This window comes from Streptomyces sp. SID12501, from assembly GCF_010550245.1.
Lineage (GTDB): Bacteria > Actinomycetota > Actinomycetes > Streptomycetales > Streptomycetaceae > Streptomyces.
The window spans coordinates 182,484-198,406 of record NZ_JAAGLU010000001.1 but is presented as its reverse complement, the minus strand read 5'-3'; the positions used below and the strand labels follow the sequence as shown (position 1 = coordinate 198,406).

The following is a 15,923-nucleotide window of genomic DNA, read 5'->3' as shown; positions in this document are numbered from 1 at the left end:
GGAGCGGCCGGAGCCGCTCCGGAGGCGGGCGCGTGGCCGGATCAGGCGTCGGCAGCCGGTACCCGCGGGCGGGTCAGCCGGGCGGTGACGAGACCGAGTGCCATGACGGCCGGGACGGTCAGCTCCAGCCACAGGGCGGTGCCGCTGTCGCCGCCGATGAGGGTGGTGAAGTTGTCGAGGATCAGCCAGACCGCGCCCGCGACGGCGACCGTGGCCAGGGCGGGGGCGATCAGCGTGTTCCACAGGCGTGTGTCGAGGCGCTCGCGACGGAAGAAGACGACCACGGACACCGAGGTCAGCAGGTACAGGAGCATCATCCCGAGGACGGCGACACCGCTGAACCAGGAGAAGAGCGTCAGCACGGGGTCCTTGCCCGCGAAGGCGAACGGCACCACCAGGGCCACCGCGACGGCCGTCTGTACGCAGCCCGCCAACCAGGGCGAACGGCGGCTGTTGAGCGTGCAGAGGCGGCCGGGGAGCAGTCCGTCGCGGCCGAGCGAGAAGAGATAGCGGTTGGCCGAGTTGTGGAAGGTCAGGAGGCCGGCGAAGAGAGAGGTGGCCAGCAGGACGGGCAGGACGTCGCCCACCCAGTCGCCGAACTCGGCGGCGATCGGGGCGAAGACGAACGCCGTCGAGTCCCCGCTCTCCAGCGCCTGACCCGCCGCCGCGACAGCCTTCGAAGCGCCGTGCGCGGAGACGAGCATCCAGGAGGTCAGCGCGAAGAAGCCGACGACCACGACGATCGCCAGGTAGGTGGCCCGCGGGACGGTCTTCTTCGGTTCGCGCGCCTCTTCCCCGTAGATCGCGGTGGCCTCGAAGCCGAACATGGACGCGAGGGCGAACATCACGGCCACGCCCGGCGCGCCCTGGGTCACCGCGCTCGGCGAGAAGGTCTCCGAGATCCCGAGCCCCTCCGGCCCGCCGCCCTTGAAGAGGGTGACCAGGCTGAAGACCAGCAGGATGCTGAACTCGGCGATGACGAAGACAGCCAGCAGTTTGGCGCCCATGTCGATGCCGGTGGCGCCGAGCAGCTGCACGAGGGCCATGGTGGCCAGCGACCACACCCACCAGGGCAGGTCGAGTCCCGTGTGGGCGCTGACCAGGCCGTTGACGATGGCGCCGTACAGCCCGTACATGGCGGCCTGGATGGCGCAGTACGCGAAGAGCGCCACGCCCGCGCTGCCGGCGCCGGTGGTCCGCCCGAGGCCTTTGCCGATGTACGTGTAGAAGGCGCCCGCGTCGACGACGTGCCGGCCCATGGTGACGAAGCCGACGGCGAAGAGCAGGGTCACCACGCCGACCAGCACGTAGGCGCCGGCCGTGCCGGGACCGTTGCCGATCGCGACGGAGATGGGGACCGATCCGGCGATGCCGGTGAGCGGCGCCTGGGCGGACAGGACGAGGAAGAGGATGCCCAGCACGCCGAGGGCGTTGGGCTTGAGCTTGCCTGCGGTGGATGCGTCCCGCGCGGTCTGCTCTGGGGAGACCGTCTGACTGTCCACTCGGATCACCTGCCAAGGGAAGAGGGAGGATCGTTTCAGGCCAAACGAGTTGCCTCATGGTGGGGTGGAACTATCCGTTTGGCAAGGGGTCCGGCGCGGTGATTCCGGCACCGACGGGATTTCTTACACAGTCGAAATCCACGGCCGAGATCCACGGCCGAGATCCACGGCCGAGATCCACGGCCGAGATCAGCCGGAGACGGCTCAGGCCTCGCCGTCGCGGTCGGCGGCCAGGAGACGCAGGACGTTGCGCAGCTCGTCGAGGGCGTCCTCGATGATCTGGCGCTCGCCGAACACGAGCTGGTGCAGGACCAGGCCCTCCAGCGTGGCGAAGACCATGCGGGACAGGCCCTCGCCGACCGTCCCGGGCAGCAGTTGGGCCAGCTCGCGCCGGGTGGCCTCGAAGTACTCGTTGTCGTACAGCGCGCGCAGGTGCGGGAGCAGTTCGGGCTTGCGGCGGGACTCCAGGAGCAGTTCGTACTGGAAGGCCTGGAGGTCGGGGCCGCTCTCCACCATCTCCGTCAGCCCGGCCGAGAAGTCGGCCGCCCTGCCCGTACCGGTTTCGAGGTCGCTGCTGGTCAGGGAGGAGCGGATGGCGTGGGTGAGGGCTTCCTCGATCAGCGCGTCGCGCGAGCCGAAGTGGTGCACGACGAGCCCGTGCGTGACGCCCGCCTCCTCGGCGACCGCCCGGTACGTGAGCTTGCGGAGCCCGCCGCGGGCCACCACGCGTACGGCGGCGTTCAGCAGGGCCTCGCGGCCGGCACCGTAGGTCACGCGCTTGCGGGGGCGGCGCGGGGCGGCGGGCTCGGTCATGACCGTGACCCTACCCGTGACCATGGTCAACGCCGGGGCGCCCGGATGCCGCGGAACTCCCAGTCGCCGCCGAGCGCGGTGGACAGCACCTCCTCGGACTCGGTGGGCTGCGCGCCGACGTCGGTCCGGACCGGGGTCGGCCCGGTGACGATGTGGTTCGTCAGCCGTCCGAGCCCCTCCACCTCTACCTCGACGACGTCGCCGGGCTGGACGGGCCGGGAGTTGGCGGGCGTACCGGAGAGCAGGACGTCGCCCGGGTGGAGGGTGATGGTGCGGGCGATGTCGGCGACGAGGTAGTGCATGTCCCACTCCATCTCGTCCGTCGAACCGTTTTGCACGACCTCGCCGTTGACGTACGTGCGCAGGTACTTGCCGTGGAAGTCCCAGTCGGTGACGAGGCCGGGGCCGAGCGGGCACAGCGTGTCGGAGCCCTTGACCCGGAGCATCGAACCGGCGTCGGTGTCACGGAAGTCGTGCAGGCCGTAGTCGTTGGCGACGGTGTACCCGGCGATGTACTCCCCCGCCTCGGCCTGCGAGATGTTCCGCGCGGTCTTCCCGATGACGATGGCGACCTCGCCCTCGTAGTTGAGCCACTTGCAGCCCTCGGGGCGGACGACGGCGCGCCGGTGCGAGTTGAGTGAGGAGGTCGGTTTGTGGAAGTAGGTGGGCGTGGGCGTCAGTTGGATCCGGAACTCGTCCACGCGGCTGCGGTGGTTGAGATGAACGGCGACGACCTTGGACGGCACGACGGGAGGCAGATGCTGCGCCTCCCCCGTCTTGACCCGGCGACCGTCCCCGGCGACGAGTTCGTCACCGTCGACGGTGACCTGGACAGCGGCGCCGTCGAGGAGAATGCGGCGGTATTCGGGCATGTCAGGGCTCCTGTACGGGGGTTCGGGGCGCGGTCCAGCCACCAGTCGGGCGGTCGAACCACAGGTGGACCTGGCCGGTGCCGACGGAGTTCTCGTACTCGCCGTACTGGCGGGCGGGTGCGGTGCAGGCCTGCTCGCCGAGGGCGCCGGCCAGCATCAGGTAGTGGAAGAACTTCGCCTCGGGCTTGTGCTTCCAGAACTCCGGCATGGTGTCGAGGACTTGGTCGTGGCGGCCCTCCTTGAACCAGGCGATGCGCTCCTCGTCGGCGGCGCGGGCCTCCGGCGTGAAGATGTGGACCGGGTCGCTGGCCTCGTGGTCGCGGATCTGGCGCAGCGGCCAGAAGGTGTGCGAGAGGGCGCCGGAGGCGATGACGAGCACCCGGCGCCCGGGGGTGGCGGCGATCCCGTCGGCGAGCGCCCGACCCAGCCGCAGATGGTCCTCCATGTCGCCGGTCTGGCAGACCCCGATGGTCACCCACCGCTTGTCGGGCAGGCCCTCGCCGAGGAACTTCCAGAGGTTGATCGTCGCGTAGTAGACCGGTAGGTGGTCGTCGTCGATCGGGGTGATCCAGGTGCCGTGCTTGTCTGCGAACTGGGCGATGTTGTGGGCGAGTTCGGGGTCGCCGGGATAGTCGTACGGCATCCGGCACATACCGCGCGGCAGTTCTTCGGAGGTGAAGAGACCGGCCCGGCGCTGCTGGGCACCGACGACGAACTCGACGGTGGTGGCCCAGTGCGAGTCGAGGACGACGACCGTGTCGTAGTCGTCGGCGGCATCCCGCTCGAAGACCTCCCGGCGGAGCTGGTGCAGGCCGGTGACGAGGGTGATCTCCTTGCCCTCGTTCAGCTCCAGCCGGTCGGCCTCCGGCAGCACGATGGTGGGCACGTGCGCGAGCAGACCCGCCCCGACGATCTCACCCATGGTTGTTCCATCCGTTCGGCGCGGTCACGGTGTTCTTGACGTCGCAGTAGAAGTCGAAGCTCCAGGTGCCGCCCTCACGGCCGACCCCGGAGAGGCGGGAGCCGCCGAAGGGCGCCTGGAGGTCGCGTACGAAGAAGCAGTTGACCCAGATCGTGCCCGCGACGAGCCGCGCGGTGACGCGTTCGGCGCGCTCGGGGTCACCGGTGGCGAGGGTGGCGGCGAGGCCGAACCGGGTGTCGTTGGCCAGCCGGACGGCTTCGTCCTCGTCGGCGAAGGTCTGGAGGGTGAGGACCGGCCCGAACACCTCCTCCTGGACGATCTCCGAGTCCTGGGCGACATCGGCGAGGAGGGTGGGCGCGTAGTACTGCCCGTCCCCGTCCGTGCGGTGCCCGCCGATCACGGCCCGTGCCCCCGCGGTGAGGGCCCGCTGTACGAACCCGTCGATCTTCTCCAGCTGACGGGGGTGGATGTTGGGGCCCAGGTCGGTGGCTTCGTCACGCGGGTCGCCCTGCGTCAACCGCGTTGCCCTGTCGATGAATCGCCGGGTGAACTCGTCGGCGATCGACTCCTCGACGAGGATGCGGGTCGCGGCCAGACAGACCTGCCCGGCGTTGTCGTACTGCTCCACGGCCAGGTCGACGGCCAGTTCCAGGTCTGCGTCGGCGAAGACCAACAGCGGTGACTTTCCGCCGAGTTCGAGACTGAGCGGGGTGAGATTCGCGGCGGCGGAGGCGGCGATGTGCTTGGCGGTCGGTACGGACCCGGTGAAGCTGATGCGCCGTACGTCCGGGTGCGAGGTGAGCGCGTCGCCGATCTCGGAGCCGTAGCCCTGGACGACGTTCAGCACCCCGGCCGGCAGTCCCGCCTCGGCGGCGATGTCGGCCAGCAGGGACGCGGTGAGCGGGGACCACTCGGCAGGCTTGAGGACCACCGTGTTGCCGGCGGCGAGGGCCGGGGCGACCTTCCAGGTGGCCAGCATCAGCGGCGCGTTCCACGGGGTGATCAGGACGCTCGGGCCGGCCGGGTCCCAGGAGACATGGTTCGTGTGGCCCCGCGTCTCGAAGTCCTCGTGGTCCAGCTTCAGCAACCAGTCAGCGAAGAAACGGAAGTTGTGCGCGACCCGGGGCATCACACCCCGGCGGTGCGAGCGGAGCAGGGCGCCGTTGTCGTTGGTCTCGACGACCGCCAGGTCCTCGATCCGCTTCTCGACACCGTCGGCGATGGCGTGCAGGACGCGAGCCCGTTCGGTGTGGGAAGTCGCGGCCCAGGCAGGGAAGGCCGCTTTGGCGGCGGCGACGGCGGCAGAGGCCTCGGCAGGCCCGCCGCGAGCGATCTCACCGAGGGTACGACCGTCGATGGGCGAGGTGTCGGTGAAGGTGGTGGCGGACGCGACGCGTTCACCACCGATCCAGTGCCGGGTGTCGACGGAAACTCCGGCGACGATGAGTTTTTCGGACATGAGAACGGCTCCTACTTGAACAGGGGGACAGGCCACTCACCTAGGGGCGCGGGGCTGTGACATTTGCGGCTCCGCCGCGTGGGCGCGACCAGCCACAACGCACCCGCACCCGCCTACTACCTCACCCGGCAGACGCTCCGGACGTCCCCGACTCCAACAACCGCCCGCCGTCCCAGACAACGCCGACCTGGCGGAAATACGCGGCGATCGGCTCACGAATCTCCAGCCGGGCCAACTCCTCCGTAGGCGCCGAGAACAACTCCAGCTCCGCGTCCCCGACCCACGCCTGCCCGCCCTCGAACGAAGCCGCCCCGGACTCGATCAGCTCGTCCAGAGCCAACCCCTTGCCGCTCTCGATGGACGGCAGCCAGCGATGGTGAGCCATGGGATGCCTGTTGACGAACCCGTTCGTCGAAGAGGGCTCCCGCAGAGTCACCACCGCCTGCGCCAACCGCCGGTCGGCGGCGGCGAGCGTCGCCCCGAACCGCGCCCCCGACTCGATCCGCGGAGCGGGCCCGTAGGGATGCGGGCGCGTCTGATGAATCGACCCGAACTTCTTCGGATACCCCTGGTGCAGCCCGCGAGCGATCGCGAAGTCCTTGTCGACCCAGATGTAGACGCACCGCGAGTACGTCTCGCCCCGGTACTTGCAGCGGACGACCGCGAACGCCTCCTTGTACTGCCCCCGCACGGGATCCAACAGCTCGTCGCCGGACTGCGAGCACGACTGCCAGTCGGCCCAGATCAGGGCGACCGCGCCCGGATCCTCGTCGGCCAACTCCAGCGGCTCGGGCAGCAGTTCACGCACCCGCGAGGGGTCCGTGCGGTACTCGACGGTCAGCAGGTCGCCCGAGTAGCGCCAGGGCGGCGAGGGGATCAGCGACGAGGCACCGCTCGCCGTCTTGGGGTGGAAGAACCCACGGGGACCGGTCACTTGGAGGCTCCTTGCACGGTGAGGGCGGACGGCACAGCGGGGGCGGTCTGTTCGAGCAGTTCGGCGCGGCAGCGGGCGGCCTTGGCGGCCATGGCGTGTCCCCCGAGAGCGACGACACCGACGAGCCGGTCACCGACGTGGTAGCCGACGAGGACGTCCCCGTCGGGGTCGCCGTCCAGGACCCGCACGTCGTCGATGCCGAGCGCGGGCGCCCCGAAGGACTGCAGCCGGAAGTCGTGCTGGTCGCTCCAGAAGGTGGGCAGGGGCGCAAAAGGTGCCACCTCCCCTTCCCTGCCCGCAAGATGAGCGGCCAGCGACTTCGCCGCGTGCTTCGCCGTGTCCGTCGGGATCGACCAGTGCTCGACGCGGCGGGGTACGCCGTCGTAGCGGACGTTGGGGAAGCGGGCCACGTCACCGACCGCGACGACCTCCGGGCGCCCGCCCACCCTGAGCAACTCGTCGGTGAGCACGCCGTCGCCGAGATCGACCCCGTTGCCGTCCAGCCACTCGACGTTGGCGACGGAACCGACCGACTCGACGACGACGTCGGCCGGCAGGACCGTACCGTCGCCGAGGACGACGCCGGTGACCCGGCCGTCGCCCTCGAATCCGGCGACTCCCGTGCCGAGGGCGAAGCGCACCCCGCGTTCCTCGTGCCGCCCGAGCAGCGCGCGGGCGAGGAGTTCACCGAGGGGGCCCACCATGGGCAGGGGCAGCGGATCGACGACGGTGACCTCGGTGACGCCGAGTCCGACCGCCGTGGCGGCGACCTCGCAGCCGATGAATCCGGCGCCGATCACGACGACCCTGACGCCGGGCCGGGTCAGCTCGTCGCGCAGGCCCTGCGCGTCAGAAAGGGTGCGTACGGTGTGGCGGCCGGCCCGAGGGCCGGGGCAGTGCAGGCGTCGGGGGCGCATTCCGGTGGCGACGACCAGACCGTCGTACGAGAGGGTCGAGCCGTCGTCGAGGTCGACGGCGCGCTCGTCGAGACGGGCAGCGACGGCCTTCGTCCCGAGGCGCCACTCCACGTCCGCCGTCGACGCCTTCGGGGTGAAGGCGAGGGACTCGAAGGGGGCCTTGCCTGCCAGTACCTCCTTGGACAGCGGTGGGCGGTTGTAGGGCATGTGCGGTTCGTCGCCGACGACCGTGACCGCCCCGGTCCAGCCGGCCGCGCGCAGCTGCTCGGCGGCGCGCAGCCCGGCCATGGAGGCGCCCACCACGACCACGCCGGCCGGAGACATGCCCGTCTCGTCGGTCACGTCAGTCCTCGATCCGGATGGCCTGGAGCGGGCAGACGTCCGCGGCCTCCTCGACCTCGTCGCGCAGCGCGTCGTCGGGGTCGGAGACGTACAGCAGGTGACCGCCGTCGTCCATCGAGAAGACGTCGGGTGCCGCGAAGACGCACTGGCCGTGGTCCTGGCACTTGTTCATGTCGACGACGACCTTCATGGCCGGTCCTCCTGGTGGTGAGGGCGTCGGAACGGGGGGTGAGGTGAAGAAGGCGGGGAGGGGCCCGACCGTTGTCGGACCGGGCCCCGGCCAAAGGGAGCGGTGAACCGATCCCTGACTCGTTTGGCTTCAAACAAGATAGGAAGCAGCCGGAGTCTGGTCAATAGCTATCCGGATGGATAAATTCTTTCTCCGAACCTCTTGCGGGACGGGTCGCCCCTCCATACCGTTTGGCCTCAAACAACGAGCCTGGGATGTCCGCCCGCACCACGCGCCCCGGCCGCACTCCCCACGCCACCCGCCTCCCGGACCCCCGTCCCGGAGGTGCCCGACGTCCGCCCGAGGAGACAACGGTGAGCGCAATCGACCTTCCAGAAGTCCGCCGGCACATCGAGCGGCTCACCTCCGAGGGGATCGACGTGGTCCGGGTGGTCTATCCCGACCTCCTCGGCACCGACCGTGCCCGTGACGTACTCGTCGACGAGTTGCCGCGCGCCTGCGAGCACGGTCTCGCCTTCTGCCGGGCCGTCTACCACACCAGCCCGCAGGGCGATGTGGTCCCGGTCAGCGGCGGCCTGGACGCGGGGCTGCCCGACATCTGCGTCCGGCCGGATCTGTCCACCCTGGTCGCCCTGCCCTGGGAGCCCGGCGTCGCGGTCTGCCTCGGGGACGTTCTCGACCCGGCGACCGGCTCACCCGCGCCCGAGTCACCCCGCGATCTGCTCCGCGCCGTACTCGACCGGTGCGCCGGGCACGGGCTGCGGCCCGTCGTCGGGCCCGAGCTGGAGTACTACCTGTGCGATCCCGCGCCGGGGGGCGCGAGCGGCTGGCAGCGTTACAACCGGGACCCGGGCGTCGTCTACACGGCCGGTCTGCGCGCCGACCCCGCCAACCATCTCCTGCGGACCCTGCGCCACGTGCGCGATCTGAACATCGGCGTGCTCAGCGGCAACCACGAGTTCGACGGCGGGCAGTTCGAGATCAACCTGCTGCACTCGGAGGCCATGTCCGCGGCCGACCGGGCCTTCCGGTTCAAGGCCGCGATCAAGGAGCTGGCACGCAAGGAGGGCCGCCTCGCCACCTTCATGGCGAAGCCCTTCAACGATGCGGGCGGCTCCGGCTTCCACCTCCACCTCTCCTGCGACTCGGACCCCGAGGGGGAAGGCGGCGCACGCAACCTCTTCGACGACCCCTCGGGGCCGTACGGACTGTCCGCGACGGCACGGCACGCGGCGGCCGGTCTCCTCGCCCACGCGCCCGCCCTCGCCGCACTGCTCAACCCGACCATCAACTCGTACAAGCGCTTCGGGCCCGACACCCTCGCGCCCTGGCTGATCGACTGGGGGCTCGACAACCGCAGCGCCATGGTCCGAGTGCCGCCGGAGCGCGGGTCCGGGGCCCGGCTCGAACTGCGGCTCGGCGATGCCAGCGCCAACCCGTATCTCGCGATCGCCGGAGCCGTGGCCGCCGCGCTGCTCGGCGTGCTGGCCGGACAGGAGCCGTCGGCCCCTCTGGAGGGCTACGGCTACGACACCGACAGGTCCCCCGTGCTGCCGATGAGCCTGTCGGCAGCCCTCGACGCCCTGGAGGCGGACACCGCGCTGACCGAGGTGCTCGGCAAGGACTTCGTCGCCTCCTTCCTCGCCTACAAGCGCAACGAGGTCGAACGCTTCCAACGGCACGTCACCGACTGGGAGTTCACCGAGTACGCGTACCACCTCTGATCCCCCCGTCGCCTCCGATCGCCTCTGATCGTCGCCGATCACCCCTGATCGCCTCTGCACGACCTGCTGGAGCCTTCGATGACCGAGACCCTCCCCTCCACCACCACCGCTGCTGCTGCCGCCGCCGCCCACGAGCCACTCCCCCTCGACGCCGTCGACCTCGCAGACCTCGACAACTTCACCGACGGGGTGACGCCCTGGCGGATGTTCCACACCCTGCGCCACGAGGACCCGGTGCACTGGCAGCCCGAGGAGGCGCCCAACTCCGGTTTCTGGGCGGTGACCCGGCACGCGGACATCGCGCGCGTCGACCGTGACGCGGAGACCTTCACCTCCACGAAGTTCGTCAACCTCGAAGAGGTCGACGAGGACCAGATCAAGAAGCGCGCCTCCATCCTGGAGCTCGACGGGGTACGGCACCGGGCCCTGCGCAGCGTGATCCAGCGGCAGTTCGGCGCGGGCGTCATCAACAGCTACACCGACTTCCTGCGCGGGCTGACCGCACAGACCCTGGACTCGGCGCTGGCGAAGGGGAGTTTCGACTTCGTCAAGGAGATCTCCGCCGACTTCCCCATCAACGTCCTGGCCCGTCTCCTCGACGTGCCGCCGGAGGACAACCAGCAGCTCATCGACTGGGGCAACCGGATCATCGGCAACACCGACCCCGACTACGCCGACGTGCTGCTGCACAGCGCGGAGAGCGAGAAGTACCGCGACCTGCCCTTCCGTTCCCCCGCCTCGCTCGAGGTCTTCGAGTACGGGCGGGAGCTGGCCCGGCAACGACGCGGCGGCGAGGGTACCGACCTGGTTTCCCGGCTCGTCAACACCACCCCGCGCGACGGAGTGCCGCTGTCCGCGCAGGACTTCGACAACTACTTCCTGCTCCTGGTGGTCGCCGGCAACGAGACCACCCGGCACACCATCACCCACTCCATGCTGGCCCTCCTCCAGCACCCCGAGCAGCTGGCCCGCCTCAAGGCCGACCCGTCGCTGATCCCGGGCGCGGTCGAGGAGTTCCTGCGCTGGGCCTCCCCCGTCTACCACTTCCGGCGCACCGCGACCCGGGACGTGGAGCTGGGCGGCAAACAGGTCAGGGAGGGCGACAAGGTGGTCATGTGGTACGCCTCCGGCAACCGTGACGAGGCGGTCTTCGGCAATCCGTACGACTTCGACGTCGCCCGCACGGACAACGACCACGTCACCTTCGGCAAGGGCAGCCCGCATCTGTGCCTGGGCAACCTGCTGGCCCGCACCGAGATCCGGATCATGTTCGAGGAGCTGATCCCCCGCCTGGCGGACATCCGGCTGGTGGGGGACGTCCCGCGGGTGCGCTCGAACTTCGTCAACGGGATCAAGAAGCTGCCGGTGGAGGTCACCCTCGCGTGAGCAGTCGGCAGGACCCGGAGTGCACTCAGTTCCCCGGACGCAGCGCACTGAGTGCCATCAACCCCGGCCGGATGCTAGTTTCCCGACCATGACCAAACCGCCCATGCGGGACGCCCTGGTCGCGGCGGCCTTCCAGTTGTTCCTGGAGCGGGGCTACGAGCAGACCACCGTGGACGACATCGTGGCGCTGGCCGGGGTCGGGCGCCGGTCGTTCTTCCGCTACTTCCCCTCCAAGGAGGACGTGGTCTTCCCCGACCACGAGCGGTGCCTCGCCGACATGACGGCGTACCTGGCCGAAAGCGTGGAGGACGCGGAACCGGTCGGCCGGGTGTGCGACGCCGCCCGCATGGTCCTGCTCATGTACGCCGAGAACCCGGCCTTCTCCGTCCAGCGCTACCGCCTCACCAAGAAGGTTCCCGGGCTGCGGGCCTCCGAGCTGTCGGTGGTCTGGCGGTACGAGCGCGCCCTGGCCGCCTATCTGCGCGGGCGTTTCGCCGGCCGGCCCGACGGGACGCTCCAGGCCGACGTGATCGCGGCGGCAGTGGTCGCGGCCCACAACAACGCGCTTCGCTCCTGGCTGCGCTCGGACGGACACGGCGACGCGACCACGGCCGTCGACCACGCCCTGAACTATGTGAAGGCCGCGTTCGGCACTCCGCCCTCGGCTCCCGGGCGAACCGAGCCCGGATCCGAACCCGAGTCCGAGGACGTGGTGGTCGTCGTCTCGCGGCGCGGGGCGCCGATGTGGCGGGTCGTCCAGGAGATCGAGTCCGTGCTCACCACCCTGCCCGAGAATTGAGGGTACGCAGTGCCTTTACGCGTGACACTGAGTGCCATACCCTGAGGCCGTGCACGGTGGCACGGCGAACCGCGCACTTCGGATCAGGCCGAGCGCAGGGAGACGACACCGTGTACCACTCACTAGGCGCCACTCGTCCGATGACCGTCGGTTCCGCCGCGGGCCTGCTCGACGCCCCGGCCGACACCAACACCCTCGTCTTCCAGCGCTGCGGATGGTGCGCCAGCGCCATGTACCACCGGTTGCTCTGCCCGGTCTGCGCGGGCAGCGACCTGCGTACGGAGCGCAGCGAGGGATCGGGCACGGTCCGGCACGCCACGGTGGTCAACCGGAACACGCCGGCCGCGCGCAATGTGTCGCTGGTCGAGATGGCGGAGGGCTTCGTCGTACGCGGCCGGGTGATGGGTCCCGCCGCCGGCATCCACAGCGGGGACCGGGTCCGGCTGTCCACGGCGAAGGACCCGGTGCGCGGCGAGCCGGTGTTCCAGCTGCTCGACGAGCCGTACCGCGCCTGGATCTGACGGTGCGTCAACTCTCTGCGCCGTGAGGGTTCGCCCTCCCCCTGCTTCACCGACCGACGCCTTGGGCACGTGCATTGATCCTCCTCCACAGGCAACCCACAGGTCCGTGATCCCGTCCTCCGGGGCGAGAGGGGCCGTCGGGAATCCGGGGCTCCTGAGCAAGGGCCAGGAGGAGGAGACCGTTGCTACGTGCGCGGCGAATATGGGTCACCGCTGCGGCGGTACTCGCGGTGGTGGGTGGATCGCCCGGATGGGCGCAGGCGCAGCAGCCGACCCGGTCGCAGGTGGTGGCCGAACAGCTGCCCCCGGGCTGGACGTTCACCGGTGACGGTGCACAGCGGCAGCTCGTCTGGCACTCCGGCAGACCGGTACCGATGGGTGACGCGCGCGTCGAGTTCTACGCGGGCGGCCGGTTGCTCGGGCGCCCCCTGGCCGCGAAGGACGGCCGGACGTTCCGGCTTCCCCTGGAAGAGGCTCTGAAGGCCGGCGGCCTCAAGGGTGCCGAGGCGTTCCAGGACCTCCAAGTACACGCCGGTGGAAGCCGGTTGGACGCGGCGGGCCTCGCGGCGGTCCCTGACCGGCGCCGCGCGCCGGTCGTTTTGCCCGCCCTGGCGCCGGCCAATCCCGTCGACCCCGGCAAGCCGGGCTCGTACCGTACGGTCTCGGGCGAGTACACGCTCGACTCGGTGAAACTGCCCGGGATGCCCGTGCCGGTGGAGATGAAGGCCGTGGTGGTCGCCCCGACCGGGGCAACCGGCCGCAGACCGCTCGCGCTGTTCCTGCACGGACGCCACTCCACCTGCTACAAGCCCGGCAGCACCGATGTCAGCGGCGACTGGCCCTGCCCGGCCGGTGAGAAGCAGATTCCGAGTTACCGGGGCTATCTGCGCGACCAGAAACTCCTTGCATCCCAGGGCTATGTGACGGTGTCGATCTCCGCCAACGGTATCAACGCCCAGGACTCGGCGATCGAGGACGCCGGGGCGCAGGCCCGCTCCGACCTCGTACGGCAGCATCTGGCCCGCTGGGCCGACTGGACGGCGAACCGGCCCTCGGCGCCGGCGATCGTACGGACCGCGCCGCCCGCCGACCTCTCACGGGTGCTGCTGGTCGGCCACTCGCGGGGCGGCGAGGGCGTCAACCGGGCCGCGATGGACAGCCTGTACCGGCCGCCGGCCGGCCAGGACGGGTACGGCGGTGCGGTGCGCTGGAACATCCGGGGCACCGTCCTGATCGGCCCGACGATCTTCGGACAGAACCCGGTCGCCGACGTGCCGTCGGTGACGATTCTGCCCGGCTGCGACGGCGATGTGTCCGATCTCCAGGGCGAGTTGGCCGTGGACGGCACCCGCGGGATCAGCCGTGGCGCCGCCCTGCACAGCGCGGTCTACGTGATCGGCGCCAACCACAACTACTTCAACACCGAGTGGACGCCGGGTCAGGCGCAGGCACCGGCGGACGACGACTTCTGGTCCGAACCGGAGCAGAAGGACCCGGTGTGCGACGTGGGCACCAGGACCCGGCTCACCGCCGACCAGCAGCACAGGGCGGGCGCCTCCTACATCGCGGCGGCGGCCCGGCTGTTCGTCGCGGGCGACGACCGGGTACGTCCGCTGCTCGACGGCTCCGGCCTGCGGGCGCCGCCGGCCGACCCGGCGCGCGTCCTCACGCACGCGGTGGGCGCAAACCGTTCGGCCGGCATCCTGCCGGACGGCGCGGTGACCGTGCAGGGCGGCGGCGGACGACTGTGCTCCGCGGTGGACGACCGTCCTTCGGTCAGGTGCCTGGCCGCGAACGCCGGTCAGTCCCCGCACTTCGCGGGTTGGATGACGGAGCGGGAGGTCGGTCGCCGGGCGGTCGCACTCAAGTGGTCGCAGCCCGGGACCGCGGTGCGGGTGAGCCCCGGGCGACCGGTGTCCCTCGGCGGCGCCAAGGCACTCGCCCTGCGCGTCATCGTGCCCCCCAACACCACCGGAACGCAGCTGGACGTGTCCGTCACCGACACCGCCGGCAAGCGCGCCACGCTCGGCCGGGTCCGCGTGGACGGGCTGCCCGGAAGCGCGCGGACGGCCTCGTACTGGGCGCGGGAGGTCCGCGTACCGCTGTCCGCCGCTGCCCGGGCCGGGGTCGACCTGCGCAGCGTACGGAGTGTGGAGCTGACTCCGCGCAGCCGTGCGGGGCAGGCCTGGCTGATCGACACCTGGGGCTGGCGCCCCGGCACACCCGCGGTGCGCCCGGCCGCGCTGCCGCGCGTCGACCTCGGACGGCTGACCGTCAAGGAGGGCGACTCCGGAACCCGGACCTACCGGATGCCGGTCCGGATCGCCGGGCAGGGTGGCGGCACGGTCCGGCTCTACGTCCAGAATCCCGGGACGGACACGATGACGAGCCGGCTGGTCACGGTGCGACAGGGCGAGCAGAGCATCGACGTGCCGGTGACGGTGAAGGGGGACACGCTGTACGACTACGACGTCTGGCGCAGCGTGTTCGTGAAGGCGGTGCGCGGTGCGGTCATCGGCTCGTACAGCGGCGGGGTGACCGTCGAGAACGACGATCCCAGGCCCACGGTCACCATCACCCCGGTCGCGGACCGGGTCACCGAGGGACAGCGGCTGACCTGGCGCGCGACACTGTCGGCGCCCTCCCGCGCCGACATGTACTCCGTTCTGGAGGTGCTGCCGGTCACCGCCGGCACGGAACTGTCCACGACGGACGTCGACCCGGCGTGGCTGATGGACACCACCGGTGAGTCGCCGCTGCCGCAGCGGCCGTTGTCCAAGGTCGACGGGCTCCATCTGTACGTGCCCATCCCACCGGGCGAGTTGACCGCGGACCTGAGCCTGCCGACGGTCGCGGACGCGGTGACGGAGCCGGCGGAGTCGGTGCGGCTGCGGGTGACCGGCTTCGACGAGGAGACCGGGGAGCCGATCCCTGGACCGGAGTTCACGGGGACGGTACTGGACGGGTCGTAGAGGTTCGGTCGTCGGGCGCGGGTGCGCTGTGGCTGGTCGCACAGTTCCCCGCGCCCCTGAATCCTGCGGGGCGCGGTCCCGCCGTCAGCTGTTCACGAGGGTGATCCGGATCCCGACCGTGCCCGTGCTGCCGCGCCGCAGTCGGCTGCCGAACAGGGTGAGGCGGCCCATCACGCCGTACTTGCGGGCGAGAAGCCGCCGGTAGACGTCGGTCGCGGGCTGGTCGAGGATCTCGGCGGTGCCGGGGACCGATTCGCCGGTCGGGTTGCCGCGGATGTCGCACGGGCCGACGAGGACGTCGGCCCGGTTGCGGATCCGCTTCACCTTCCAGGAGTCCGTCACCGACCAGGCGCCGAGCGCGTCCGCGTCCCGCACCACCCAGACCGGGGTGGCGACGGACGTGCCGTTCTTGCGGAAGCTGGTGATCAGCAGGTACTTGCCCGCGGCGAGCCGGTCCAGGGTGCTGGTGTCGTCCATGGGCGGGAGTCTAGGCGCCGGGACCCGAACGCGATCGGGGTGACGATGAGTTCACGATCCCGGTACCAGTGCCCATGCCACCCCCAGACGTGG

14 protein-coding genes are annotated in these 15,923 nt (G+C 70.6%); 5 read left to right on the top strand and 9 right to left on the bottom strand.

Going from position 1 to position 15,923, the window contains the following annotated elements:
* Nucleotides 1–41: 41 nt before the first annotated feature.
* The 8 genes from G3I71_RS00885 to G3I71_RS00850 form a co-directional block, all read right to left on the bottom strand.
* A complete protein-coding gene (locus G3I71_RS00885) occupies nucleotides 42–1,502 on the bottom strand; it encodes an APC family permease (RefSeq protein WP_164311897.1) in 1,461 nt (486 codons plus the stop codon).
* Nucleotides 1,503–1,706: 204 nt separating this feature from the next.
* Nucleotides 1,707–2,315, bottom strand: a complete 609-nt coding sequence (locus tag G3I71_RS00880) for a TetR/AcrR family transcriptional regulator (RefSeq protein ID WP_164311896.1) — start codon at nucleotides 2,313–2,315, stop codon at nucleotides 1,707–1,709.
* Nucleotides 2,316–2,341: 26 nt separating this feature from the next.
* Nucleotides 2,342–3,187: a fumarylacetoacetate hydrolase family protein gene (locus G3I71_RS00875; protein WP_164311895.1), complete on the bottom strand. Its 846-nt coding sequence runs from the start codon at nucleotides 3,185–3,187 to the stop codon at nucleotides 2,342–2,344.
* A gap of 1 nt (nucleotide 3,188) precedes the next feature.
* Nucleotides 3,189–4,109, bottom strand: a complete 921-nt coding sequence (locus tag G3I71_RS00870) for a 3,4-dihydroxyphenylacetate 2,3-dioxygenase (RefSeq protein ID WP_164311894.1) — start codon at nucleotides 4,107–4,109, stop codon at nucleotides 3,189–3,191.
* A complete protein-coding gene (locus tag G3I71_RS00865; RefSeq protein WP_164311893.1) occupies nucleotides 4,102–5,568 on the bottom strand; it encodes an aldehyde dehydrogenase in 1,467 nt (488 codons plus the stop codon). The genes G3I71_RS00870 and G3I71_RS00865 overlap by 8 nt, the downstream gene beginning before the upstream one ends.
* 121 nt (nucleotides 5,569–5,689) lie before the next feature.
* Nucleotides 5,690–6,502 (bottom strand): acetoacetate decarboxylase family protein, encoded by an 813-nt coding sequence (locus G3I71_RS00860; RefSeq protein ID WP_164311892.1) that lies wholly within the window; start codon nucleotides 6,500–6,502, stop codon nucleotides 5,690–5,692.
* A complete protein-coding gene (locus tag G3I71_RS00855; RefSeq protein ID WP_203729036.1) occupies nucleotides 6,499–7,743 on the bottom strand; it encodes an NAD(P)/FAD-dependent oxidoreductase in 1,245 nt (414 codons plus the stop codon). Before G3I71_RS00855 ends, G3I71_RS00860 begins: the two co-directional genes overlap by 4 nt.
* 19 nt (nucleotides 7,744–7,762) lie before the next feature.
* Nucleotides 7,763–7,951, bottom strand: a complete 189-nt coding sequence (locus G3I71_RS00850) for a ferredoxin (RefSeq protein WP_055535835.1) — start codon at nucleotides 7,949–7,951, stop codon at nucleotides 7,763–7,765.
* A gap of 353 nt (nucleotides 7,952–8,304) precedes the next feature.
* Here G3I71_RS00850 and G3I71_RS00845 point away from each other — a divergent pair, with 353 nt between their 5' ends.
* The 5 genes from G3I71_RS00845 to G3I71_RS00825 all read left to right on the top strand — a co-directional run bounded on the left by G3I71_RS00845 (nucleotide 8,305) and on the right by G3I71_RS00825 (nucleotide 15,353).
* On the top strand, nucleotides 8,305–9,675 hold the full coding sequence (locus tag G3I71_RS00845; RefSeq protein WP_164311891.1) for a glutamine synthetase family protein: 1,371 nt from the start codon (nucleotides 8,305–8,307) through the stop codon (nucleotides 9,673–9,675).
* Between the two features lie 78 nt (nucleotides 9,676–9,753).
* Complete coding sequence (locus tag G3I71_RS00840; protein ID WP_164311890.1) at nucleotides 9,754–11,061, top strand: cytochrome P450; 1,308 nt, start codon at nucleotides 9,754–9,756, stop codon at nucleotides 11,059–11,061.
* 103 nt (nucleotides 11,062–11,164) lie between these two features.
* The gene (locus tag G3I71_RS00835) at nucleotides 11,165–11,860 is read left to right on the top strand and encodes a TetR family transcriptional regulator (protein WP_164312051.1); all 696 of its coding nucleotides are present in this window, start codon (nucleotides 11,165–11,167) and stop codon (nucleotides 11,858–11,860) included.
* Nucleotides 11,861–12,000: 140 nt separating this feature from the next.
* Complete coding sequence (locus tag G3I71_RS00830; protein WP_164311889.1) at nucleotides 12,001–12,381, top strand: Zn-ribbon domain-containing OB-fold protein; 381 nt, start codon at nucleotides 12,001–12,003, stop codon at nucleotides 12,379–12,381.
* A 182-nt stretch (nucleotides 12,382–12,563) separates the two neighbouring features.
* On the top strand, nucleotides 12,564–15,353 hold the full coding sequence (locus G3I71_RS00825) for a hypothetical protein (protein ID WP_164311888.1): 2,790 nt from the start codon (nucleotides 12,564–12,566) through the stop codon (nucleotides 15,351–15,353).
* A gap of 84 nt (nucleotides 15,354–15,437) precedes the next feature.
* On the opposite strand, the gene G3I71_RS00820 is transcribed toward G3I71_RS00825, so the two are convergent.
* Nucleotides 15,438–15,830 carry a PPOX class F420-dependent oxidoreductase gene (locus G3I71_RS00820; protein WP_164311887.1) on the bottom strand — a complete coding sequence of 131 codons (393 nt, stop codon included), beginning with the start codon at nucleotides 15,828–15,830 and terminating at the stop codon, nucleotides 15,438–15,440.
* Between the last annotated feature and the right edge of the window lie 93 nt (nucleotides 15,831–15,923).